Source organism: Parasedimentitalea psychrophila, from assembly GCF_030285785.1.
GTDB classification, from domain to species: domain Bacteria; phylum Pseudomonadota; class Alphaproteobacteria; order Rhodobacterales; family Rhodobacteraceae; genus Parasedimentitalea; species Parasedimentitalea psychrophila.
Genome location: NZ_CP127247.1, coordinates 909,638 through 932,361, shown reverse-complemented (window position 1 = coordinate 932,361; position 22,724 = coordinate 909,638). Strand labels below are relative to the sequence as shown.

The 22,724-nt window shown below is 60.8% G+C and carries 20 protein-coding genes; 6 read left to right on the top strand and 14 right to left on the bottom strand.

Annotated features, from left to right (window positions below; all coding sequences use genetic code 11):
- Genes QPJ95_RS04470 through QPJ95_RS04455 form a run of 4 tightly spaced genes read left to right on the top strand, consistent with a single transcriptional unit; the run spans window position 1 to window position 3,933 of the window.
- Window positions 1-1,173 carry an acetyl-CoA C-acyltransferase gene (locus QPJ95_RS04470; protein WP_270918447.1) on the top strand — a complete coding sequence of 391 codons (1,173 nt, stop codon included), beginning with the start codon at window positions 1-3 and terminating at the stop codon, window positions 1,171-1,173.
- A 36-nt stretch (window positions 1,174-1,209) separates the two neighbouring features.
- Window positions 1,210-2,409: an acyl-CoA dehydrogenase family protein gene (locus tag QPJ95_RS04465; protein WP_270918446.1), complete on the top strand. Its 1,200-nt coding sequence runs from the start codon at window positions 1,210-1,212 to the stop codon at window positions 2,407-2,409.
- A complete protein-coding gene (locus QPJ95_RS04460; RefSeq protein ID WP_270918445.1) occupies window positions 2,406-3,536 on the top strand; it encodes an acyl-CoA dehydrogenase family protein in 1,131 nt (376 codons plus the stop codon). The genes QPJ95_RS04465 and QPJ95_RS04460 overlap by 4 nt, the downstream gene beginning before the upstream one ends.
- A complete protein-coding gene (locus QPJ95_RS04455) occupies window positions 3,520-3,933 on the top strand; it encodes a PaaI family thioesterase (RefSeq protein ID WP_390923203.1) in 414 nt (137 codons plus the stop codon). Before QPJ95_RS04460 ends, QPJ95_RS04455 begins: the two co-directional genes overlap by 17 nt.
- Window positions 3,934-3,978: 45 nt before the next feature.
- On the opposite strand, the gene QPJ95_RS04450 is transcribed toward QPJ95_RS04455, so the two are convergent.
- Entirely contained in the window at window positions 3,979-4,323 is a 345-nt protein-coding gene (locus QPJ95_RS04450; RefSeq protein WP_270918444.1) for a YnfA family protein, read from the bottom strand.
- Between the two features lie 169 nt (window positions 4,324-4,492).
- Here QPJ95_RS04450 and QPJ95_RS04445 point away from each other — a divergent pair, with 169 nt between their 5' ends.
- Window positions 4,493-5,053, top strand: a complete 561-nt coding sequence (locus QPJ95_RS04445; RefSeq protein WP_286018244.1) for a hypothetical protein — start codon at window positions 4,493-4,495, stop codon at window positions 5,051-5,053.
- Window positions 5,054-5,131: 78 nt separating this feature from the next.
- Here the strand turns inward: QPJ95_RS04445 and rpe are convergent, their stop codons facing one another.
- From rpe to QPJ95_RS04405, 8 genes are all read right to left on the bottom strand, one after another.
- A complete protein-coding gene (gene rpe / locus QPJ95_RS04440; RefSeq protein WP_270918442.1) occupies window positions 5,132-5,824 on the bottom strand; it encodes a ribulose-phosphate 3-epimerase in 693 nt (230 codons plus the stop codon).
- 104 nt (window positions 5,825-5,928) lie between these two features.
- Window positions 5,929-6,405 carry a class I SAM-dependent methyltransferase gene (locus QPJ95_RS04435; protein ID WP_270918441.1) on the bottom strand — a complete coding sequence of 159 codons (477 nt, stop codon included), beginning with the start codon at window positions 6,403-6,405 and terminating at the stop codon, window positions 5,929-5,931.
- On the bottom strand, window positions 6,402-7,163 hold the full coding sequence (locus QPJ95_RS04430; RefSeq protein ID WP_270918440.1) for a polysaccharide deacetylase family protein: 762 nt from the start codon (window positions 7,161-7,163) through the stop codon (window positions 6,402-6,404). Before QPJ95_RS04430 ends, QPJ95_RS04435 begins: the two co-directional genes overlap by 4 nt.
- A complete protein-coding gene (locus QPJ95_RS04425) occupies window positions 7,163-8,296 on the bottom strand; it encodes a glycosyltransferase family protein (RefSeq protein ID WP_270918439.1) in 1,134 nt (377 codons plus the stop codon). The genes QPJ95_RS04430 and QPJ95_RS04425 overlap by 1 nt, the downstream gene beginning before the upstream one ends.
- Window positions 8,293-8,883: a histidine phosphatase family protein gene (locus tag QPJ95_RS04420; protein WP_270918438.1), complete on the bottom strand. Its 591-nt coding sequence runs from the start codon at window positions 8,881-8,883 to the stop codon at window positions 8,293-8,295. Before QPJ95_RS04420 ends, QPJ95_RS04425 begins: the two co-directional genes overlap by 4 nt.
- Window positions 8,880-9,968 (bottom strand): glycosyltransferase family 4 protein, encoded by a 1,089-nt coding sequence (locus QPJ95_RS04415; protein WP_270918437.1) that lies wholly within the window; start codon window positions 9,966-9,968, stop codon window positions 8,880-8,882. The genes QPJ95_RS04420 and QPJ95_RS04415 overlap by 4 nt, the downstream gene beginning before the upstream one ends.
- The gene (locus QPJ95_RS04410; RefSeq protein WP_270918436.1) at window positions 9,965-11,209 is read right to left on the bottom strand and encodes a glycosyltransferase; all 1,245 of its coding nucleotides are present in this window, start codon (window positions 11,207-11,209) and stop codon (window positions 9,965-9,967) included. The genes QPJ95_RS04415 and QPJ95_RS04410 overlap by 4 nt, the downstream gene beginning before the upstream one ends.
- Entirely contained in the window at window positions 11,206-12,432 is a 1,227-nt protein-coding gene (locus QPJ95_RS04405) for a glycosyltransferase family protein (protein WP_270918435.1), read from the bottom strand. Before QPJ95_RS04405 ends, QPJ95_RS04410 begins: the two co-directional genes overlap by 4 nt.
- A gap of 448 nt (window positions 12,433-12,880) precedes the next feature.
- Here QPJ95_RS04405 and QPJ95_RS04400 point away from each other — a divergent pair, with 448 nt between their 5' ends.
- Window positions 12,881-15,211 (top strand): mechanosensitive ion channel family protein, encoded by a 2,331-nt coding sequence (locus tag QPJ95_RS04400; protein ID WP_270918434.1) that lies wholly within the window; start codon window positions 12,881-12,883, stop codon window positions 15,209-15,211.
- A gap of 147 nt (window positions 15,212-15,358) precedes the next feature.
- Here QPJ95_RS04400 and QPJ95_RS04395 read toward each other — a convergent pair whose 3' ends face one another.
- Genes QPJ95_RS04395 through QPJ95_RS04375 form a run of 5 tightly spaced genes read right to left on the bottom strand, consistent with a single transcriptional unit; the run spans window position 15,359 to window position 22,565 of the window.
- Window positions 15,359-16,705, bottom strand: coding sequence for a CoA transferase (locus tag QPJ95_RS04395; protein WP_270918433.1), 1,347 nt, complete (start codon window positions 16,703-16,705; stop codon window positions 15,359-15,361).
- Window positions 16,702-17,856: an ABC transporter permease gene (locus tag QPJ95_RS04390; RefSeq protein ID WP_270918432.1), complete on the bottom strand. Its 1,155-nt coding sequence runs from the start codon at window positions 17,854-17,856 to the stop codon at window positions 16,702-16,704. Before QPJ95_RS04390 ends, QPJ95_RS04395 begins: the two co-directional genes overlap by 4 nt.
- On the bottom strand, window positions 17,853-18,881 hold the full coding sequence (locus QPJ95_RS04385; protein WP_270918431.1) for an ABC transporter permease: 1,029 nt from the start codon (window positions 18,879-18,881) through the stop codon (window positions 17,853-17,855). The genes QPJ95_RS04390 and QPJ95_RS04385 overlap by 4 nt, the downstream gene beginning before the upstream one ends.
- Complete coding sequence (locus tag QPJ95_RS04380) at window positions 18,881-20,800, bottom strand: ABC transporter substrate-binding protein (RefSeq protein ID WP_270918430.1); 1,920 nt, start codon at window positions 20,798-20,800, stop codon at window positions 18,881-18,883. The genes QPJ95_RS04385 and QPJ95_RS04380 overlap by 1 nt, the downstream gene beginning before the upstream one ends.
- Window positions 20,793-22,565, bottom strand: a complete 1,773-nt coding sequence (locus QPJ95_RS04375; protein WP_270918429.1) for an ABC transporter ATP-binding protein — start codon at window positions 22,563-22,565, stop codon at window positions 20,793-20,795. The genes QPJ95_RS04380 and QPJ95_RS04375 overlap by 8 nt, the downstream gene beginning before the upstream one ends.
- Window positions 22,566-22,724: the final 159 nt, after the last annotated feature.

Genomic DNA, 22,724 nt, shown 5'->3' with positions numbered 1-22,724 from the left:
ATGAAACAGGCTGTCATTGTCTCGGCCGCCCGCACCGGGCTGGCCAAATCCTTTCGCGGATCGTTCAACATGACCCATGGCGCCACTCTGGGCGGCCATGCGGTGCAGGCTGCGGTTGCCCGTGCCGGAATTGATCCCGGCATGATTGAGGATTGCGCCATTGGCTGTGGTTTTCCCGAAGCGGAGACCGGCGGTAATATTGCCCGCCAGATTGCGATGCGGGCGGGGCTTCCGATCAGCGCTGCGGGCATGACCGTGAATCGGTTCTGTTCCTCGGGGTTGCAGACCGTTGCCCTGGCCGCCAACGCGATCACCTCTGAGGGCGCGGGCCCGATGGTGGCAGGTGGCGTCGAGAGCATCTCGATGGTGCAGCCCAAGCTGCGCGCGGCGCAGGACGCTTGGATCGCCGAGCACAAGCCGGCCATCTACATGGCGATGATTGAGACCGCCGATATTGTCGCACAGCGCTATGGTATCAGCCGCGAGGCGCAGGACCAGTATGCGCTGCGCAGTCAGCAAAGGATTGCAGCCGCACAGGCGGCGGGTTTGTTTGACGATGAAATCGCCCCGATGTTGGCCACCATGGCAGTCAAGGACAAGGACAGCGGCGAGGTCTCGATGCACGAGACCACCGTGGACCGCGACGAATGCAATCGCCCCAATACGGTGATCGAAGGGCTGCAGGGGTTGAACCCGGTGCGCGATGGCGGCTTTGTCACCGCCGGCAATGCCAGCCAACTGTCGGACGGTGCGGCGGCGCTGGTGCTGATGGACAGCAAACAGGCCGAGCAGCAGGGCATTGAGCCGATGGGCGCCTTCAAGGGCTTCTGTGTCGCAGGCTGCGAGCCAGACGAGATGGGCATTGGCCCGGTGTTTGCGGTGCCGCGTCTGCTGCAGCGTCACGGGCTGAAGGTCGATGATATTGATATCTGGGAGCTGAACGAGGCCTTTGCATCACAGGCGCTGTACTGTCGCGACCGGCTGGGCATTGATGATGCGAAATGCAACGTCAACGGCGGCTCGATCGCCATTGGCCATCCCTTTGGCATGACCGGGGCCCGGATGACCGGCCATATCCTGCGCGAGGGCAAGCGACGGGGTGCCAAGCTGGGGGTGGTCACCATGTGTATCGGCGGCGGCATGGGCGCGGCGGGCTTGTTCGAGATTTATTGAGGGCCGCCGGGCAAGACAGTGAGAAGGAGTGCTTCCATGGACTTGAACTACTCAGTTGAAGAGCAGGCGTTTCGCGCCGAGCTGCGGCTTTTCCTTGCGGAAAAGCTACCGCCAGAGATGGCGGACGCGGTTCGTGAGGGACGTGGACTGGGTAAAGAGGACTATGAGCGCTGGCATGCCATTCTGAATCAGCGCGGCTGGCTGGCGCCAAATTGGCCTCGTGAATTTGGCGGCTGTGAATGGAGCGCAGTGCAGCGGCATATCTTTGAGGAGGAATGCGCCCGCGCCCATGCGCCACGCATTGTGCCTTTTGGCCTGTCGATGCTGGCGCCGGTGCTGCAGAAATTCGGTTCTAAAGCACAGCAAGACCATTATCTGCCGCGTATTCTGTCGGGGCAGGACTGGTGGTGTCAGGGATACTCGGAACCGGGGGCTGGCTCAGATCTGGCGTCGCTCAAGACCAAGGCCCTGCGCGATGGTGACCATTACGTGGTCAATGGCCAGAAAACCTGGACCACGCTGGGGCAACATGCCAACTGGATCTTCTGTCTGGTGCGCACCGATCCAACCGTCAAACAGCAGGCCGGGATCTCGTTTCTGCTGATCGACATGGACACGCCCGGCATCGAAGTCCGCCCCATCATCCTGCTGGACGGCAGTGCCGAGGTGAATGAGGTCTGGTTCTCGGACGTCCGGGTGCCAGTGGAAAATCTGGTCGGTGTGGAAAACAAAGGCTGGACCTATGCCAAATACCTGCTGACCCATGAGCGCACCAATATCGCCGGTGTTGGCTTTAGTCAGGCCGGATTGGCGGCGGTGAAACGGTTGGCCCGCAGCCAGCAACATCGCGGTCGCCCACTGATCGAGAACCCGCATTTCGCCGCCCGGGTGGCGCGGGTGGAGATTGACCTGATGGCGATGTCCACCACCAACCTGCGGATTGTCTCGGCTGCGGCCAAAGGGCAGGCGCCGGGCGTTGAAAGTTCGATGCTCAAGGTCAAGGGCACTTTGATCCGGCAAGAGATCAACGATCTCGCCCGCCGCGCTGCCGGGGTCTACGCCATGCCGTTTGCTTCGGAAGCGGTGTTGGGCAGCAACGAAGCACCCATCGGCCCCGACGGCACTGCGGCGGTGGCGGCGCAGTATTTCAACAATCGCAAACTGTCGATCTTTGGCGGCAGCAACGAGATCCAGCGCAATATCATTGCCAAGGTAAAGTTGGGAGGGGAGAGATGAACTTTGAGCTGACCCTTGAGCGGCAGATGATGCAGGACAGCCTGCGTCGGTTCCTGTCTGATCGCTATACCACCCAGATGCGCAACGGTATCCTCGACAGTGATGCTGGTTTCAGCGCCGATATCTGGGCGCAACTGGCTGATCTGGGCATTTTGGGCGCATTGTTTGCCGAGGAGCAGGGCGGCTATGGCGGCGCTGGATTCGATATCGCCGTGGTGTTCGAGGAACTGGGCCGCGCCGGTGTGGTTGAGCCACTTCTGGACAGTGCCATTCTGGGCGGTGGTCTGATATCAGCGCTGGGCTCAGCCGATCAGCAAAAATTGGTCGAACAGGTGATCGAGGGGTCGCTGCATCTGGCCTTTGCCCATGGCGAGCCTGCCAGCCGATATGATCTGCAGCATGTTGAAACCACCGCCAGCCAGCAGGGTGATGCGGTGACCCTGAACGGGTGTAAGGCGGTGGTGGTCAATGCCGAGGCGGCTGGATACCTGATCACCTCGGCCCGCGAGTTTGGTGCGCCTAGGGATGAGGCTGGGATCTCGCTGTTTTTGGTCCCAAAGGATGCCCCCGGCCTGTCTATGCGAGGGTATCCCTTGCTGGCTGGCGGTCGCGCTGCCGAGGTGGCGCTGGACAAGGTGACCCTGCCTGTGACAGCCCGGCTGGGAGGTGCTGGGGCGGGTTATCCGGTGATTGCCGAGCGGGCTGCTGCGGCCTCGGTTGCGCTGGCGGCTGAGACATTGGGGGCAATGGAAACCGCCACGGCGCTAACCCGCGACTATCTGCAGACCCGGCAGCAATTTGGCCGCCCGATCGGGTCGTTTCAGGCTTTGCAACACCGCATGGCCGATTTGTTGATCGAACTGACGCAGGCGCGCTCGGCGGTGATCAACGCAGCCGGGCATCTGAGTGCTGCGCCGCGCTTGCGTGATCTGCATATCAGCGCCGCCCGCAATCTGGTGGCGCGGGTGGGCCGTCTGGTGGCGGAAGAGAGCATTCAGTTGCATGGGGGAATTGCCATGACGCAAGACTACGCGCTGGCCCATATCGCCAAGCGGATCGTAATGGCCGAGCATCGGTTTGGCGACGCTGATTATCATCTGGAGACATTCATTGACCTTACCGCCTGATCACATTCGCCAGATTGAGAACTCGGGCTGCCAGACGATGGTGGGCTTTTGTACTGAGATGGACCAGCGCGATGGCAGCTGCCGGGTGACGCTGGACCTGAAGCCGCAGCACCTGAACCCTATCGGGGTGCTGCACGGAGGCATTGTGGCAATGCTGCTGGATGTGGTCTGCGGCAATACGGCCTCGGCCTATTTCGATCGCGCCGAGCATCCCTTTGTGGTCACCGTATCGCTGAACACCAGCTATGTCGCGGCGGCCCGGGCCGGGCGGGTGACAGCAACGGCACAGGCCAAGGGCGGCGGCCGCAGCATTGCCTATGTAAACGGGGAGTTGCACGGCGAGGATGGGCTGTTGCTGGCCACCGCGACGGCGATATTCAAACGGATCCGGAGCTGAGACAGCAACGCCAAATCCGGTCTTCAGGCAGGGAACGGCGGGTCATCACTGGCTTTGAGCCGTTGATCCGGCAACAATGATGGCCATGCCCAACACGCAGAAAGCCGCGCCTGTCAGGTCCCACCGTGTCGGCGCCTGTCCCTCGACACCCCAAAGCCAGAGCAGCGAGGCGCCAATGTAAATACCGCCATAAGCCGCGTAGGCCCGGCCGGCAAACGAGACATCGGCGCGGGTGAGCAAAGCCGCAAACAGAACAAGGCAGGCAAGGCCGGGGATCAACCAGAGGATACTGCCATTGGCACGAAGCCAGATCCAGAATGCGAAACATCCCGCGATCTCGGCCACTGCGGCCAGACAATATATCCCTGTGGTCCATATGAGTGTTGTCATGATCTATGGCCTCCAGCAAATGCGTTCCAACACCACGGTACCAAAACCCGAAGCTCGAAGGCGCAATGTGAGCGCCCTGCAGAGCAATTTCTCGGGGTGTTGCGATCCCTACTGGATCAGCTGACCGCAAATGAATACATCAACGGTGAAATTTCAAATGGGTCAAGTCATGACAACTAAACCGCGCACACAGGTTTTCACCAAGTTCTTTCTTTTATGTGGTCTGTTGGTCGGGTATTTTGGCTATCTCAGTTACCAATATGATTTTGCGACCGGTGGCGTGGCGACTCTGCTGACGTGGAGTTTCTTTGTTTTATGTACGCCGGTAGCCGATGCAGGTTTCCTGTTGGATCTGCCGCTCCGATTGCTGTTCGGAATTCGCATGGTGATATCTGAAATAGCGGTTTGGGTGGTGGCTGTTGGTGTTAACGCAGCGATATTTCTTTTTTGGCCAAGCTACTACCAAACCACCGTTCTAACCGAACTGCTGCATACCATATTCACCAACCCATACCCCTATTGGGGGGTGATTGTACTGTCAGGCTTGGGCTCGTTCCTGTCGATCCGATTTGGTGACGAGTTGATGGACATTATTCATCATCATGAACGATCGTTCTTCCATTCTCATCACTTCAAGCATGAGTTGATACTCTTCGCCTTCTTCCTGATGGTAATCTTTGGATATTACGAGCTTATTTCGTCCATTGGCATAGGGGAATACGTGAAATGATCATGGCTGCGCCTGAAGACTTGCGCGGCCATTTTCAGTTTCAAGGGTGCGTGCAAGCACGCACCCTACACAGAACGCTTAGGCCCAGACACCTTCAGCCGCGGCGCGGATGGTGCGGATGTTGTCGCCATACGGGGTTGGGTTGCTGACGGACCCGCCTTTGAACACGGCGGAGCCTGCCACCAGTACGTCAGCGCCGGCTTGGGCGACCAGCGGCGCAGTGATGGGGTCAACACCGCCATCGATCTGGATGTGGATCGGACGGTCACCGATCAAGGCCCGCAGTTGCTTTACCTTGTCGATCTGGCTGTGAATGAATTTCTGGCCGCCAAAGCCGGGGTTGACTGTCATCACGCAGATCAGGTCCACCATATCGAGGTAGTATTCCACCTCAGAGGCCGGGGTGCCGGGGTTCAGGGCCAGACCTGCCTTGGCGCCTGCACCGCGAATAGCCTGCAGGGTGCGGTGGGTATGTGGCCCCGCCTCGACATGGGCGGTGATGACGTCGGCGCCGGCATTGGCAAAGGCCTCGATATAGGGATCGACGGGTGCGATCATCAGATGTACGTCCATCACCCCCTTGATATGCGGCCGTATCGCGGCGCAGGTGGCTGGGCCAAAGGTGATGTTGGGCACAAAATGCCCGTCCATCACATCCACATGCACCCAGTCGGCGCCCTGGGCTTCGATGGCCTCACACTCGGCGCCAAAATTGGCAAAGTCGGCGGCTAGGATGGAGGGGGCGATTTTGATCTTGCGGTCAAAGGACATGGGGCGGTTTCCTTCAGCATGGGGTTTCGAGAGGCGTATAACCCCTCTGACCTCAGAGCGGTAGGAGGGTTTTATGTCGCGGGAAAGGTCAGGCGGTGCCCGGGTCAGGCCCGGTAGAACATATAGCGCCCCGGTGCGATGCCTTTGGGACCCGCCAGTTCTTCAAAGCCAACCAGCGGTTGGCCGGATACGATCAGGCCTCCGGCTGTCATCACCGAGGCAATGATGGGGGACAGGCGGGCGGCCTCGGCGACATCGTCGGCCTTTACGCCAAAGCCAAAATCATAGTGGGCCAGCGCAACTTTGTGACCCTGTTGCACCAGTTGGTTGATCATCGGTTCGGCCTCACCCTGCAGGAAATCTGCCTCAGGGGGGACACATGAGGGGTGGCATTGCAGGATCCGGTCAATCACCCAGATGCGGCGATTGGCCAGGGTCTCGCGCAGGTGGTCATAGGTGCGGCCGTTGCCCAGCCCCATGTCCAGAACGTCCCCCGGCACCGGTGATATTTGCTCTGCGGCCCAGTTGAGCCCATCGCGTTGGGCGGTAAAGCGGCGGAGCATGGAATCCAATCGGCTCATGGAGTTGTCCTTTGTGCATGGGTCCAGGGGGTCGCAGGGCCACCCAGCAGGCGGCGGATCAGGGCTTCGGTGAAATCCCAGATTGCGGTGTCATGGACCAGATGATGGGTCAGAATGCCATAGGGCTCGGCGTTGTCAGCCAAGCCGTGGCGGCGGCTGTTCAATTGGCGGCTGACCTGATCCAGCAACTGCTGGGGGGGCACCAGCGAGCGGCTGCCCTTCCACTGGATCGGGTCGAGGTGGCTGTTGATCTGCGCTAGATAGGCAGCCGCTTCGGCAGTGCTGCGCGGTTTGTAGGTCGAAAGGCTGGTGTAGCCGAGCCTTGCCAATCCTTGGGTGATGTCATCGGTGATCCGGTTCCACGGCGGCACAAACATCGGGGTCACCGCATCGCCGAGCAAATCGCGCAGGGCATCGAGACCGCGGCCTGCATCCGCCAGCGCTTGCTCGATTGGGCGATGGGCGCCAAATTCAGCTTTCTTTTCATCCTGTGGCGCATGGTTCTGATGCGCCCAGCCGTGCACAACTGGGATAAGCTGCGAGGAACTGGCGATATAGCTGGCCAGCGCCGGTGTGGCATCGCGGGGGATCACCGCCAGGTGCACCGGAAGGTTCAGCGTTTCTGACAGAGAGGTGAGCCGATCTAGTTGCGGCGTTGGTTCAATGGCATCATCGTCGCGCCACCACAGCGGCAGGGTCAGACCCTGATCCTGCCAGGCTTGCAGTTCTTGCTCCAGTGCGGTCCAATCGGGGCTCATCATCGTTGCCTGGCCATTTCCACGGCAATCGCAACCGTGTGGGAGGCGCCGTCGAACAGCAGCCCATCGGTGGCGCGGCGCGGCGCGGCCATTGCACTGAGAACAGCAGTGCGCAGGCTCTCAGAGGTCAGGGTGGCACTGGTTACAACTTCGATCCCGTCCAGCGGTGCAAGACTGTTGGCGCGCAAGCCTTGTTCGACCTCGTTGCCAGCGTCAAAGGGGATCAGCACCGAAGGCGTGCCACATTGCAGCAGGTCCAGCGCGGTGTTGTAGCCACACATGCTGACCGAGGCGGTGGCAAGTGGCAGCATCTGGCGGAAATCTGGGCGGGTGGGCTCAATGATGGCGGGGGAGCTTATGGCCTGAAAATGCTCGATCCGCTGGGCTGCATCAGTGCCGCCAACCAGCAGTCGCCACTGGGTATCCGGCATCTGCGCGGCAGCAAGAAGGGCGGTTTCAAACAGCGCATCGCCGACGCTGCCGCCACCGGCACTGACGAGCACTTCGCCGTGACCCGCGCGCTGAGGATGCGCGATTGGCGCGGGTGGGGCCACATAGCCGGTATAGCGCAGCTTGCCGGCCAGCATCTCTGAGACCGGCCAGCTCACCTCAAGCCGGGTGGCTGTGGGGTCGGAATGCACCAGCACCGCGTCGTAATACGCGGCGATCATGGAATCTGCCTGACTGGCCTTCTTTGGTTTCGACGGGGGCGCAAGGATGTCACGGATCGAGGCTAGAACCACCGGGCGTTGCGGCAATATCTGGGCCGCAGTGAGCAGGGCTTGGAATTCCGCTGCCAGGCTGCGGCGGCCAAAGGGGTAGAGTTCGGTAATCAGGATATCTGGGCCAAGATCGGTCAGCGCGGCGCAAAGTGCGGCCTGTCGCTGACTATAATATTCAGCACCCGCAACGTCGCCGGTGGCGGTGAGCAGCCGGGTGAAATCCACCCCGTCCGAGCGCAGCGGTGGCAGTTGCAGCAGATCAACGCCATCAGCGTTCAGTTGCGGTGCGGCAAAGCCGCCCGAGGCAACACAGACCTGATGACCGGCAGCGCTAAAGGCGCGACCCAGGGTGAGCGCCCGGCTCAGATGACCGGTTCCCAGCAGGTGAGTGACTGCGATCAGGACTTTCATGCGGCGCCGGTGCGTTTGGCAAGCCGGACGGGATCTGGCTGAGGGGTCAGCCGGTCGCCGTCGATTTCAACCACAAACAGCCGGTTGCGTTTGATGCGGAACGGCACCGGACCGTCAAAATCCCAATCATAGGCGCGGGCAAGGATCATCCGCATGATGCCGATATGGCAGACCGCAACAGTGTCTTTCTGCAAGGTTTTCAGCCAGGGTTCAATTCGGGCCCAGACCTGCGCCGGGGTCTCGCCACCGGGGGGCTGATAGTCCCAGCCCCAGCTTTCAATATCGCGAAAGCCGCTGTTGGGGTCAGCCTTTAGGTCCAGGCCATGCTTGCCCTCCCAATCGCCCCAGAACATCTCGGTCAGTTCAGGGGCTGTTTGGGGGTCTCGGTTGGCAACGATCTGCGCGGTCTCGGTGGCGCGTTTCAGTGGGCTGGACCACAGGTCGGCCTGATCCCAAGGGGCGGGCAGCGCGAAACCTGCCAGATCCGCGCGGGCGCCATCGTCCAGGGGGATGTCGCTGCGGCCCTGGATGCGGCCGGCGCGGTTCCAATGGGTGTGGCCATGGCGCAGCAGAGCAAGACGGATCATGTGGAGATCTCCAGTAAGGGGGTCACGGCGCGCCAGAACCGTTGGGTGGCGGCAGGTGCAAGATGGGTCGCGGCAATGAAGGCCTGCGCGTCGGCACCCTGCTTGGCGCGTAGATCAGGATTGCCCAGAAGCTGCGAGATCTGAGCGGCCAGCGCCTGGGGGCCCAGCTCGGGCGCTGGATATTGCCCGACTGCCAAGACATCGCGAAGGCCGGGGCGATTCTGCGCCACCACCGGCAGCCCGTGGCTCTGCGCCTCAAGATAGACCATGCCGAAGGCCTCGTTCACACCGGGCCAGAAGAACAGGCTGGCCTGCCCATAGGCCCTGGCCAGTTGGGTGCGGTCCAGTTGACCCAGAAAAGTGACGCGCGGGCCAAACGGGGCCATCAATGTCTCGACTTCGGCGCGTGCCGGGCCATCGCCGGCAATATCCAGCTGCCAGTCGCCGGACAGATGCGACAAGGTTTCGGCGATGATGCGATATGAGGCCAGCTTGTCGCCCGCGCGCATCATGCCAGCGGTCAGCATTGGACCCTTCAGGGAGGACGGCCGGGGCAGGGTCGCGGCGGGTAAGAAAGGCGGCAGGTGGACCAGGGTCTGTTGGCCATAGCGCTCGCGCTTTAGCGTAATCAGGTCGTTGGCGGTCAGGTAAAAGATCACATCCGCCGCATCACAGGCGTCATGGGCGGACTGGGCAAAATCGGCCCAGGCGCCGGTCAGGCGGCTGCTGGCGCGGGTGGATTCGATTTGCACATAGGGAATGGCGCGGGCGCGCGCCACGATGGGGCCAATCAGATCCGGGGCTTTGTAATAATTGTGATAGGTGACCCAGAGATCAGCATGGGGCATGTCGCGGATCAGCCGCGCCGCCTCACCTTGGGCCTGGGCGCGCAGATCCTGCTGCACATCGCCGTCGCCATGTTTGTCATAGATCTTTTGCTCGGAGACCAGATCCACATCGGCGCCACCCGCACCAATCACCGCGATCAGGTTGCGGGCCATTTCACGATCCCCCGACGGCACCGGGTGATGCGGCGACTTCATCGGCGCGTAAAAGGCAACCCGTTTGCCCTGACCCGGTTTCATTTACCCGCCAGCATCGTGGTCAGGCGCTGCGACAGTCGCGCGATACCTGGGGGCATGCCAAAGTCGGATTTCAGTCGCGCCAGCGCTGCCTCGGCCATGTCGCCAGATTGCCCCGGATGGTTGGCCATTTGCAGGATGGCCCCGGCCAGAGCCTGTGGCGCATCATCCGCCAGCAGACCATGGGTGCCGCTGGTGATGAACTCGGGGATCGCCGACACAGCGGTGGAGAGGATTGGCAGCCGCTGCGAGGCGGCCTCCATCAGCACATTGGGCAGCCCGTCCCGGTCGCCGTCGGCGGCAATGCGGCTGGGCAGCACAAACAGATCGGCGGCGCGCATGGCAGCGATGACCTCGGGCTGATCGCAAGCGCCGCGCCAGGTGATGCGATGATCAATGCCTGCGTCCTTGGCCATCGCGGTCAGCCTGGCTTGCAGGGTGCCGCCACCGATCTGCGTCCAGTGCCAGTCAAGATCCGCAGGCAGCAGCGCCAGCGCCGCGATCAGGTTGTCAAAACCCTTTTTCTCCACCAGCCGTCCGACGGACATCAGATGCAGCGGATCAGTGGCCTGACGCCAGACCCGGTCCGGTGCAACCGGAAAGCGGCTGAGGTCGAGCCCGTGGTAGATCAAGTCGATCCGGGCGGGATCATCTGACATCTGTTGCAAATGCTTGGCGCCAAAGCCGGTGCAGGTGGCGCCAAAGGTCGCCCCGTGATGGGCGCTGGACAGTTTCTCGGAAATCTCCCAGTCGGGCGAGGTCCAGATGTCTTTGGCATGGGCGGAAAAGCTCCACGGTAGCCCGCGCATGATCGCGCCGTAGCGTGCAACCGAGGAGGGCGTGTGCAGAAAGTGAGCATAGAGCCCCAGCACCGCATCGGGCATTTCAGCGGCCAGCACGCAGGCCTGACCAAACCGACGGATGCGGTTGTGCGAGGGGTCGCGTTTCAGATCGGCGCGCCAAACCCGGTAAGCCTCGGGGTAGCCCGGCAGAGACTGAGCAATGGCCCGCGCCTGCCAAACCCGCTCGGGCTCCTGATACAGGTATTCCGGCAGGTATTTCACTGTCGCCTGCAATTGATCATGCAGAGGATGGCGCTTGACGTCGGTGGGGTGCCTGAGCGACCAGATCTCAAAGCCATGCCCTGCCGCCTCAAGCGCCACCAGTTCCTGGGCAATAAAGGTCTCGGACAATCGTGGCCAACCCTTGACCAAAATCGCCAGCGGCGGCGAGGTCTCGGTCATTCGGCGGCCTCAATGGCGGCACCGCTCAGCAGCTTGGCCACCCGGTCTGTGACGTAGTCGAGCCCGTCCAGCAGGCCCGCAGGAAAGGCCGTTGAGGGTGGTTTTTGCTGTGTCAGTGAGCGGATCGCGCGGATCATGGTCTCGGGCGTCATGCCGTCGCGGTTTTCGTCCAGCATGGTGATCAGGCCCAGCTGCTCAGCCCGGCTGGCGCGGATCCACTGCTCCAGACGAGGGGTGGTGCGGGGCACGATCACCGCCGGTTTGTCAAACGACAGAACTTCGCAGAAGGTATTATAGCCGCCCATGCAGACCACGCCCTGAGCGCCGGCAAACAGGGTTTCAATCTCGGATTCAAAGCCGACGGTGGTGACCCTGCCGTTCAGTTGCTCGACACGGGTTTCAAAGGCGACCCGGGTGTCGCCGGACAAAAACGGCCCATAGACCAGAATGGCGCGCGGGTTGAGATCCGGGTCGCGTTCATAGGCTGCCAGCACAAGATCGACCATTGCAGCGCCGTCGCCGCCGCCGCCGGGGGTGATCAGCACATAAGGCGGCTTGGGGGCGTCTCCGACAGAGCCGAGGTCGCGGCGCAGATAGCCGGTCCAATGGGTGCGGGCCTGCACTGCGGGGCTCAGCTCAAGCCCGGCGGTCGGGTCGTAGATTGTGCGCAGCCCATAGACCCAGAGTTCATCATAGAAGTTTTCGGTGGCTGGGATAGCGCCTTTGCGCTGCCATTCGGCCGCCAGCACCTCGGGCTCGTCCAGCACGTCCCGCAGTCCCAGCACCAGCCGCGCCTTGCCGCGGGATTTCAACAGGTCCAGCGTTGGCAGCAGCTCGCCGTGAAAACCGGTGGGCTCTTTGTCGACAATCAGCACATCGGGATTGTATTGCTCGGCGGTTGAGCGGATCAACCCGGCCCGCAGACTGGTGGTCTCATCAATGCTCATCCCCATGGTGCGCGAGGCATAAGATCCGTCCGAACGTTTGATGACGCCGGGCAGCCGCACATGGTCCACCCGGCTGGGAAAGGCAAACCGGCCAGCGACGGGTGAGCCGGTCAGAATGAGAGCCGAGGCGGTGGGGTCGGCCGCGGTAATGGCACCGGCCAATGCACGCGACCGGCGCAGATGGCCAAGGCCAAAGGTGTCATGGCTGTAGAGCATCACCCGCGGCGCGCGTGGCTTATCGCCCGCTTTGGTGTTGGAGATGGTGTGGACTGTCATGAATGAGCCTGAGCGAATGGGGCGAAGAAGCGGGAAGCGGCGGGGCAGGCGGTATCGGGCGACGTCAATTGCAACATTTGGAATGGGCGCACATAGAGAGATCGCATAAGTCGATACACCGACAAAAACGGCACCACTAGAGGTGTCGGGAAAATTCCTATCTGCTCGGCCATCGCTCGCCTCAGGTTGCGCAGCCAGCTCCAAAAATTGGATCCGGCACGGTCCATGTTTTTTTCCGCGTTTCTCCGTGGGCTTTCCGGCTGCCAAACTGTTTGCAGGCAGGTGTCCGGTCACGGAGCATAGCGAACAGGAAGTGTATAGCCTGCGTGAAAATAACATGCAATCGGCCGAGGTTCACCTGGGCGCAAAACTCTGTGTGGTGATGGGGTTTGCGCTCTGGCTTGGGCTGGGCTAATTTTGCGCAAATCACCCAAGGATCCATTTCCCCATGACGCATCCGTTTTTTCGATTTCTGTTGAGCGGCTTGCTGGCGCTGATGCTGGCGGCTCCTCTGGCCTCTCCGCTGGCGGCGCAGAGCGACGATGGGGTGGGCGCAGAGGCGCTGGCGCAAGCCATTGAACAGGCCGCTGACAGCGGTGTTGGCGTCATCGTGCTGAATGGTCGGGGTCAGCTGATCAGCGAGGCTGCTGATGCAGAACCGCCCGAGGGGGCAGCCGATCCGATGGGGGGGCCGTCGGCGCTGATGAAGGCGCAATCCGAAGTGGATAAATTCCGCCAGGAGCTGCGCAGCCGGTTGGCGGCCTTGCCCTATTCGGTGTTCGAAGTGAAGTACATCCTGCGCCAGACCAGTCCTGATGGACGTATTCAGACCTATCTGGAGATCCTGGGCTGGAATGTCTTGTTGTTGTTGATTGGCCGTTGGCTGTCGATAGAGATCTACGGCAAACGCATTGCCAAACGGCTGGTGGTCGCACGGATAAAATCCGCACCCGAGGGCTATCGCGAGAAAATGCCGTTTTTGGTGTTCCGCTTCTTTATGGGCATTGGCGCCACGGTATTTGCGATGATCTTTGCGGGTCTGGCTGGTTATCTGATTTTTGGCCCAGCCGAAGATAGTTCGGTCAAATTCACTGTTACAGCGGTCTTCACAGCCTTTTTCCTAGCCCGCACGGTTTCGGACCTTTGGCGTATGGTGCTGTCACCCTTTCTCAGCCAGTACCGTATTCCGAGTTTTTCGGATCGCGATGCTAAGCGGCTCTATCTCTGGGCTTCTTTGCTGGCGACCTATGATATTTCCTCGATATTGTTTGCCACCTGGATTGGCGATTTTGGCCTGAACTACAATGTCTATGCCATGGTTCACGGCGTGCTGACGTTGGCGGGCACGGTTGGAAATCTGGCGATGGTGATCTTTAACGCAGGCGCTATCGGCAATGCCATTCGGGGCGGGCGAAGCCGGTATGAGTGTAGCTGGATGGTGCAGGGCCTGAGCACATTCTGGGTGCCTGTGATCATGACCTATATGGTGTTTGGCTGGCTTAAACTGGCCTTCGATCTGGTGTTGGAGCGGGAGGCGTCAATTCCGCTGATGGCAGGAACCTACATCACCCTGACGTCAATCCTGATTGTTTACGGGGTCATTAACTTTGTCATCGAGCGTTTCTTTGATCGCTCGCGCCGGGTGCTGCTGCTGAATGAGGAGACGAGCGAAGCTGATTTGGCGACGGCGCCGGATGGGGAACCGCAGCGGTCTTTGCAGGATCAGCAGCCCATTGTCACGTTTGAGGATCTGGCCCGCCGGGTCGCGGGGGTTTTGGCCTTTGTAGTCGGGGCGTATTCGCTGATCGTAATCTGGAACCCGGATGCCAAGTGGATGGGCAGTGTGGCCTCGGAGCGGGCAATCGACGTGACGTCGATCCTGTTCATTGGCTATATTGTCTACCACCTGTTTCGGATTTGGATCGACAGCAAAATCGCCGAAGAAACCGGTGATATTGACGAAGGTGAGTTGGGGGACGAGGGCGGCGCCAATGGGGCCAGCCGGTTGGCGACGCTGTTGCCACTGTTTCGTGGCGGTATCCTGGCGGTGGTTGTGGTGTCGATTGGTTTGATTGTGCTGCTGGAACTGGGGATCAATGTCAGCCCATTGTTTGCCGGCGCTGGTGTTGTTGGTCTGGCGATTGGGTTTGGCTCACAAACACTGGTGCGCGACATTTTTTCGGGGGCGTTTTTCCTGGTGGATGATGCGTTTCGCAAAGGGGAATACATCGATATTGGCGATGTTAAAGGAACCGTCGAGAAGATCTCGGTGCGGTCGTTCCAGCTGCGCCACCACTTAGGCGCGCTGCAGACCATCCCATTTGGCGAGATCCGGGTGCTCACCAACTATTCGCGCGATTGGGTGATCATGAAGCTGCCTTTGCGGGTGACCTATGACACCGATGTGGAAAAGGTGCGCAAGATGATCAAGACGCTGGGTCAGGAACTGCTGAATGATCCGGTGATCGGCGACAATTTCATCCAGCCGCTGAAATCTCAGGGCGTCATCGAGATGCAGGATTCGGCGATGATTATCCGGGTCAAATTCATGACCAAACCGGGCGATCAATGGTTGGTGAGAAAGAAGGTCTACGAGGAAATCCGCCAGTTGTTTGAACGGGAGGGCATCCGTTTCGCGCATCGCGAAGTGACTGTGCGATTGGCTGAGGGACGCAGTGAAGATCTGAGCCCGCAGCAACGGCAAGCGGTCGCCGCGGCGGCGCAAGCGGCGATTGACGAGGATGTGCTGGAGGACAATGGTGGCGGTGACGACCGCTAGATTTTAACGGAGGCGGGGCTCTCCCGTCCCCGCGCAGACCCGCTGACGCGGCTGGCTTGGGGTTGGGCGTGGCACCGCGCCAAGGCTCGGTGAAAAAATCTTGTAAGATTTTTGGTCGGAAAATTCGAATTTTCCGGGTGGTGGTTGCTACTCTTGCCAAACCGCGTGGGCGCTGCCGCATTGGCTAGCCGGGTGATCCCAGTTCATCGAGGTTGATGACAGCTGCAATGGTGGTGCCAGACGCTGACCTGGGCCCCAACCGCTGTGCTCGGTTGTGCTGGAGTAGTCTGCGTTTGTGGCTGTCGCTATGTCCGGGCCAGAAGCGGTTTTTTCCAGCCCGTCGAGCATTGCCGCAGTGCGGGCCAGTGAAAGGCGTGCCTGGGGGACGGACTTGTCGGTGACTGCAGCCGTCAGCGCCGAGAGGACGGCGGCGGCCATCAGATAGCCGGTGGCGTGGTCGAGGGCCTGTACCGGCAGTGGGGTTGGCTGACGGGTCCCGGCCCAGGCGCGGCCGGTATCGGCGATGCCGCAGCTCATCTGCACCAGACTGTCAAAGCCGCGCCGCCCGGCCCAGGGGCCGGTCCAGCCGTAGGCATTCAGGGTGACCTCAATCAGATTAGGGGCCAGTTGTTTGCGAAAATCCGGGCCATAACCAAGCCTGTCAAGGGCGCCGGGGCGGTAGCCATGTATCAGTACATCCGCCTTGGCGAGCAGCGACTCGAACCGGTCCTGGCCCTCCGGGCTGTGCAGGTCGAGATAGGCGCAGCGTTTGCCCAGAGAGATGTCGGGGATCACTCCGGGTTCGTCCCACCCCGGGGGATCAATGCGCAGAACCTCGGCGCCAAATCCGGCCAGGGTGCGGGTGGCGATTGGACCTGCCAATACCCGGGTCAGATCGAGAACGCGCAGCCCTGCCAGGGGGCGGGCAAGGCTGGCCTGCGGGCGATTCCGCAGGGTGACGGGGCGGGCGGCGATCCAGTCGATCAGCTGCTCGGAAGCCACGGCAGCGCCTTGAGGATGCGCTAGCCAGTCGGAGCGCGAGCGCAGGGCTGCGGCCACACCCCCGCTGTTCACAATGGCGCTTTCCAGTGCGTTGCCGGACCATTTAATCACCGCGTCGGCCACGGCCTCGCGGGTGTTGGCACAGTCTAACACCCGCAGCGCTGCGGCGCGGTGGTGGGGCAGGTTGGTATGCAGGCGAATCCATCCATCCGCAGTTTCATACACTCCGGCAATTGCATCCCACAGGCTGGGCATATGCCAGCCGGAGGGACGAAAGCTGTAGCCATACCAAAGCGAGCACAGGCGTTGGTCCACGGTGATCTCACCGCGGTCAGCCGAGAGGTTCAGAGCCTGTATCAGCGCCGCCAGTTCTGTCCCCACCGCCGCCAGAGAGGCCACGGCCAGTTCGGTGACGGCATAGGCGCTGGGGCGCTGTCCGGAGCCTGTTACCCGATAAGTGGCGGGATCTGGAAGGGTGCGAAACAGGGTCAATGGTGGTAGGGGTCAAGGCTGTCGCGCAGCCCATCGCCAAGGAAGTTGAAGGCCAGCACCACAATGATGATCGGCAACATTGGGATGGCCGTCCAGGGGTAGATCTCAATCGAGGCGAGGTTCTGGGCGTCGTTCAGCATCACCCCCCAACTGACCGCCGGTGCGCGCAGGCCAAGGCCCAGGAACGACAGCGCGGTTTCGCCCAGGATCATCGCCGGGATCGACAGGGTGGCCGAGGCGATCAGGTGCGACATGAAGTTGGGCAACATGTGTTTGCGGATCACCCGGCCGGGGCTGGCCCCCATCATTTCGGCGGCGCGGACGTATTCCTCTTCGCGTAAGCTCAGGAACTTGGCCCGCACCGATCGGGCCAGGCCGGGCCAGTCCAGGATGCCAAGGATCACAGAGATGATGAAGAACACTGCCACCGGGCCCCAGTTTGAGGGCACCGCAGCCGACAGCGCCAGCCAGAGCGGCAGTTCTGGCAGCGACCGCAGGATCTCAATCACCCGGTTGATGCACCAGTCGATACGACCACCGAAGTAACCGGCGATCGAGCCGAAGGTGATGCCCAGCAGGAACGATACGGTGATGCCGATGATGCCCACCGTCAGCGACAGCTGTGCGCCGTAAAGGATGCGGCTGAACACATCACGACCCAACCGGTCCGAACCCCAGAGGAACACTGTGGCCTCGCCGGGGGCACAGAACAGGTGGGTCTTGGTTGGGATCAGACCGGACAGCTTATATTCTTCGCCGGAGCAGAAAAATTCAAGCGGCGCAGGATTGTCAGTATCGGCGACAAATTCCCATTGGAACGTCTCTAGGTTCGCCTCGGATGTCATCGGGTAGACATAGGGGCCAATGAAGGCGCCCTCATGGTACCAGTTGACCGATTGCGGCGGCGAATAGAGGTGATCGGGGTGACGCTCGTTTGGGGTATAGGGGGCGATAAAGCCGGCAAAGGGCAGCATCAGATAGCTGATCAGCAGGAACACACCCGAGATCAGCCCCAGTTTGTGGGTCTTGAACTGGCGCCAGATCAGCACCCAGTTGGCGGCATCCAGATCCCGTCTTTCAAGTTGCTGCAAAGAGGCCTGGGCGTCAAAGGGCGCGTCGTTGACATAACGTCCGTCGGGCAACTGGGTCATGTTTCACGCCCCTCGTATCGAATGCGGGGGTCCAGCAGAACCAACAGAACATCGGACACCATAGTGCCAATGAGCGTCAGCAGCGCCACGAACATCAAAACAAAGGCCGACAGGAACAGATCCTGGGTTTTCAGCGCGGTCAACAGGGTGGGACCGATGGTTTGCAACCCCAGCACCACCGAGACCAGAACCGACCCCGAGACCATCGAGGGCAGCAGGTTGCCGATGTCGGCGACAAAGGGGTTAAAGGCCATGCGCAGTGGGTATTTGGTCAGCATGCGGGCCGGGGCCATGCCCTTGGCGACGGCGGTCTCCACATAGGGTTTGCCCAACTCGTCCAGCAGGTTGGCGCGCAGCCGCTGCATCATTGCCGCCGCGCCGGATGTGCCGATCACAAAGGTTGGCACGATCAGGTGGATAAGGATCGACTTGACCTTGTCCCAGGACATAGGCTCGCCTTCATAGACCGGGTCCATAAGCCCGCCAATTGGCAGGTCGAAATACTTGTGGCCATAGTAGAACAGGATCAGCGCCAGCAGAAAGTTGGGCGTGGCCAGTCCCAGATAGCCGACAAAGGCCGAGGTGTAGTCGATCCAGGTGCGCGACTTTGCGGCGGCGATCACCCCCAGCGGCAAGGCCACCAGATAGACAAACAGTACCGCTGCAAGATTGACCAACACGGTCAGCCAGAGGGTGTCGCCGACGATCTCGGCCACCGGCTGGTCAAACTCAAACGACCAGCCGTAATTGCCCTGTATCAGACCGTAAAACCCGTGTGGGCCGGGCATGAAGCCAACCCAGATCAGATATTGTTGGTACAGAGGCCGGTCGAGCGAGTATTCGCTGCGCAGGAACTCGGCTTTGGCAACGCCAGCGGATTGCCCGGTGGCGCGCAGCTCGGCGATCTGGTTGCTGAGATAATCACCCGGCGGCAGGTTGATGATGGCAAACACCATCACCGAAACCACCAGCAAGGTCAGCAACATGGTGCCAAATCGATAGACCGCGTAGCGCAGGATCTCCATCAGCCGTCACCACCCTCAAAAAAGAACTCGTCGGGGCGGTGGATGCCAAAGTGGGCTCCGGGATCCCAGGCCCAGATGCCCTTGACCGGAACATTGCGCAGGGATTTGTTGACCACCACCGGCTGTGGGGCGCCGGCCAGAATGCCGATGCCATAGACCTGATCGGCGTGAATTTTCAGCATTTCAGTCCAGGCGGCAGTGCGTTCCGCATCTGAGGTGGCCACCTCCCAGTTTTTCACCAGCTGCATCAGGCGCTGTGCTTCTGGGAGGTCGGGGGCCTCGCCGGCCTCGCCACCGGTCTGGTGGAACTGGCCCCATTTGGGCCAGGCCAGAAACACCTGATCGGTCGGTGCCAGATAGGCGGGCGAGGTATAGGGGCGCGGCAATCCGTTATCCCAGCCATACCAGACCGAGGCCATGGAGGTGCCGGAAAACACCCGGTTGCGCAGGATGTCGCGATCCAATGGCCGCATGATCAGTTTGACGCCGATTTCGCGCCAGTCATCGGTGATGATCTGCAAGGCGTTTTCGACCTCCTGGCGTTCACCTGCGGTCTCAATCACCAGTTCCATCGGACGCCCATCAGGCAGTTTGCGGATGCCATAGCGGTCCTTTTGGTCCAGGCCGGCAGCGTCCAGCAGTTCATTGGCCTGATCCGGGTCCCAATCGGCCCAGGCCCGGCGCAGCTCGGGATCAAAAAACGGGCTGGGTTCCAGCACGGTCATAGCACCGGGTTTGGCAAGCTTGAAATACAGCGCCTTGTTGATCGAGTCGCGGTTGATCGCCAGCGACAGGGCACGGCGCACCCGTACGTCTCGCAGGACGTTACGCCAGGTGTCGTCGTTGACGTTCAGGTTTGGATAAATGGCGATCTGCGAGGCGGTGCCGGTGCCCCAGAGATAGGTTTCATAATTGCTGCCATCGGCCTCGCCCTTGCGCAGGATTGCAATATCGCGAAAGCCCAGCCCGCGCGCCTGCAGATCGGCCTCGCCGGCATTGGATTTTGCGGCCACCAGCCCCCCCGAGACGATCTCCATTTCGACGACGTCGATATAGGGCAATTGTACGCCGTTCTCGTCGATGCGGTGGTAGTAGGGATTGCGCACAAACAAATGGCGGATCTTTTTGCCCGAGGTTGCATTGATCCAGGGCTGCAGGGTTGGCAGTTCGTGGTTGTCGAACTTGTACATGTTGTCGCGTTTGTTGTGCAGCGCCGCCCAGCTTTTGACACGGGCGTCATTGACTTCAAAGGCGAGCTCATCGGGGTCGGCATATTTGATGTGGTATTTCTTCAGGAATTCTGCCGGACGAAAAATAAACGGAGGCCGCGCCTGGGCCAGACTTTGCAGGAAATTGGGGTTCGGTTTTGTCCACTCATAGATGACGGTTTGCGGATCTGGAAAGCTGACGACCGGCAGCTCCCCTTCGACACGCAGAAAGTCGGGCGGGCCGGTTGGGTTGAGCAATTCGTTGTTGGCGACATCTTTCCACCAGTATTCAAAATCATCCGAGGTAAAGGGATCGCCATTTGACCACCGGTGCCCGGGCCGCAGGTTCAGGATGAAACGGCGGTTGTCCTGGTTTTCAAATGACATCAGCAGATCGGGGCGCAGTTCATAGTCCGCGTCATAGCCGATCAACCGGGTGTAGCCGTAGACCACCATCTGCCGGATATCCTTGGACCGGGTGATCATGGTGTTCAAAGTGCCGCCCTGCACCCCGGCTGTGCGTCCACGGGACGCCAGATCCACCTGCAGGGGGACATCGGGAATGCGTTCGGCGGCAGGGGGCAAATTGCCAGCTTCAACCTCGGCGCGCCAGAAGTCGCTTTCCTGCACCGGCGGAGAGGCCAGTGCGGCGAGCGGTGACAAAAACACCGTCATGGAAGCTGCAAATATGAATTTGGGTATCTTAAACATGGCAACGTACCTTATGTCCTGGTTCCACTTGCACCAGTGACGGTATCATGGAGTCGGAAAAACGAAAATTCTCGGGCCAGCAGTCCGGTGAACCGGCGCCAGATGCGACCAGTTTCAGATCAATCGGCCGGTCGATATCCGGCTCCGGCTGGGCTGCTATCAATGCCTTGGTGTAGGGGTGTTTTGGGTTGTGAAACAGGGTGCCCGGTGGGGCCTGTTCAACCACTAGACCGCCGCGCATCACTGCCACTTCGTCGGCAATTCGGGCGACCACGGCAAGGTCATGACTGATGAACAGATAGGACAGGGTCTCGCGTTCCTGGATCTCTTCCAGCAGCCGCAGAATTTGCTCTTGCACCGAAACATCCAGCGCCGAGGTCGGCTCGTCACAGACCAGCAGCGACGGACCCAGCATCAGGGCGCGGGCAATCGACAGGCGCTGGCGCTGGCCGCCGGAGAAGGCATGAGGATAGCGCAGCAGCATATCTGGCCCCAGACCAACAAGGCGCAACATCTGTTCGGCCCGCTCGCGCCGTTCAGACTTGGAGCCAATACCGTGGATTTCGAGCGGCTCGCACAGCGCATCCAGAATGCGCATCCGCGGCGATAGTGACGAATAGGGGTCTTGAAACACCATCTGTGCCTCGCGCTGGAACGCGGTGCGGGCGGCGCGTGACAACTGGTGCACGGCGATGGCTTGGGATTGCGCGGTGGCGCGAAACAGCACCTCGCCGCCCTTGTCGGGCAATTCCGCCCCCAGGGCAATGCGTGCGGCTGTGGTCTTGCCCGAGCCACTTTCGCCAACGATGGCAAGCGTCTTGCCACGTTGCAAGGCAAAGTCGACGCCCCGGCAGGCCTGGATCTCGGACTCTGCCTGCCACGACTTGCCGGCCCGCATCGTATAGGTCTTGGAGACCGATTTCAGTTGCAGGATCAAATCATCCTGAGGCAGTTCCGGCGCCATTTTCGGTTGCGCGGGAATGGCCGGCGCAGCATCGAACAGTTGCTGGGTATAGGCATGGGCTGGCGCGCGCAGCAGCGGCTCGGCGGGGCCGGATTCCATCACCCCCCCCTTGTGCATGACCACCACTTGTTCGGCCATATTGGCCACCACGCCCAGATCATGGGTGACCAGGATCATCGCCATGCCGGTATCGCGCTGCAGCTCTTTCATCAGTCCCAGAACCTGCGCCTGGGTGGTGACGTCCAGAGCCGTGGTCGGCTCATCGGCAATCAGCAGGTCGGGTTTGGCGACCATCGCCATTGCAATCATCGCCCGCTGGCGCATGCCGCCGGACAGCTCAAACGGATAGGACCGGTAGGCGCGTTCAGGGTCGGGGAACCCAACCCGCTCAAAACATTCCAGCACAATTTTACGGGCGGCCGCTTCGCGCATGCGCCCATGCAGCCACAGCACTTCGGAAACCTGATTGCCGATCCGGTGCAGCGGTGACAGCGAATGCATCGGCTCCTGAAAAATCATCGAGATCGCATTGCCGCGGACATTTCGCATTTGCCGCTCGCTCAGAGCTGTCAGCTCCTGGGGGCCGCCACTGCCGTTCAGCATGATGGTGCCCGAGTGGAGCCGCGCTGCCCGTGGCAGGATCCGCAGCACCGATCGGCAGGTCACTGTTTTGCCAGAGCCACTTTCGCCGACAAGCGCCAGTGTCTCGCCGGGTTTTACCTCAAAACTGACATTGCGGACCACCGGAGTGCCATTTCCAAATGCAATGCTAAGATTGTCCACCGACAGCAAAGGCCGCATTCAGGTCCACCCAACCAGCTTTGGAGCCGCTGTCATTTTTCTCTCCCTTATTTTCTGACACCATCGCGTGACCGGACCTGTCTAGTCAAACCCAATTACCAGATGCTGTGCTATGGAAAGACGGAAATCATTGTCGAGACACAGTAAAACCACAGGTTA

What these genes read in the sequence shown, in the direction of transcription:
- QPJ95_RS04470 (WP_270918447.1), top strand. Translation starts at nt 1, where the DNA reads ATGAAACAGGCTGTCATTGTCTCGGCCGCCCGCACCGGGCTGGCCAAA.
- QPJ95_RS04465 (WP_270918446.1), top strand. Translation starts at nt 1,210, where the DNA reads ATGGACTTGAACTACTCAGTTGAAGAGCAGGCGTTTCGCGCCGAGCTG.
- QPJ95_RS04460 (WP_270918445.1), top strand. Translation starts at nt 2,406, where the DNA reads ATGAACTTTGAGCTGACCCTTGAGCGGCAGATGATGCAGGACAGCCTG.
- QPJ95_RS04450 (WP_270918444.1), bottom strand. Translation starts at nt 4,323, where the DNA reads ATGACAACACTCATATGGACCACAGGGATATATTGTCTGGCCGCAGTG.
- QPJ95_RS04445 (WP_286018244.1), top strand. Translation starts at nt 4,493, where the DNA reads ATGACAACTAAACCGCGCACACAGGTTTTCACCAAGTTCTTTCTTTTA.
- rpe (WP_270918442.1), bottom strand. Translation starts at nt 5,824, where the DNA reads ATGTCCTTTGACCGCAAGATCAAAATCGCCCCCTCCATCCTAGCCGCC.
- QPJ95_RS04435 (WP_270918441.1), bottom strand. Translation starts at nt 6,405, where the DNA reads ATGAGCCGATTGGATTCCATGCTCCGCCGCTTTACCGCCCAACGCGAT.
- QPJ95_RS04430 (WP_270918440.1), bottom strand. Translation starts at nt 7,163, where the DNA reads ATGAGCCCCGATTGGACCGCACTGGAGCAAGAACTGCAAGCCTGGCAG.
- QPJ95_RS04425 (WP_270918439.1), bottom strand. Translation starts at nt 8,296, where the DNA reads ATGAAAGTCCTGATCGCAGTCACTCACCTGCTGGGAACCGGTCATCTG.
- QPJ95_RS04420 (WP_270918438.1), bottom strand. Translation starts at nt 8,883, where the DNA reads ATGATCCGTCTTGCTCTGCTGCGCCATGGCCACACCCATTGGAACCGC.
- QPJ95_RS04415 (WP_270918437.1), bottom strand. Translation starts at nt 9,968, where the DNA reads ATGAAACCGGGTCAGGGCAAACGGGTTGCCTTTTACGCGCCGATGAAG.
- QPJ95_RS04410 (WP_270918436.1), bottom strand. Translation starts at nt 11,209, where the DNA reads ATGACCGAGACCTCGCCGCCGCTGGCGATTTTGGTCAAGGGTTGGCCA.
- QPJ95_RS04405 (WP_270918435.1), bottom strand. Translation starts at nt 12,432, where the DNA reads ATGACAGTCCACACCATCTCCAACACCAAAGCGGGCGATAAGCCACGC.
- QPJ95_RS04400 (WP_270918434.1), top strand. Translation starts at nt 12,881, where the DNA reads ATGACGCATCCGTTTTTTCGATTTCTGTTGAGCGGCTTGCTGGCGCTG.
- QPJ95_RS04390 (WP_270918432.1), bottom strand. Translation starts at nt 17,856, where the DNA reads ATGACCCAGTTGCCCGACGGACGTTATGTCAACGACGCGCCCTTTGAC.
- QPJ95_RS04385 (WP_270918431.1), bottom strand. Translation starts at nt 18,881, where the DNA reads ATGGAGATCCTGCGCTACGCGGTCTATCGATTTGGCACCATGTTGCTG.
- QPJ95_RS04380 (WP_270918430.1), bottom strand. Translation starts at nt 20,800, where the DNA reads ATGTTTAAGATACCCAAATTCATATTTGCAGCTTCCATGACGGTGTTT.
- QPJ95_RS04375 (WP_270918429.1), bottom strand. Translation starts at nt 22,565, where the DNA reads ATGCGGCCTTTGCTGTCGGTGGACAATCTTAGCATTGCATTTGGAAAT.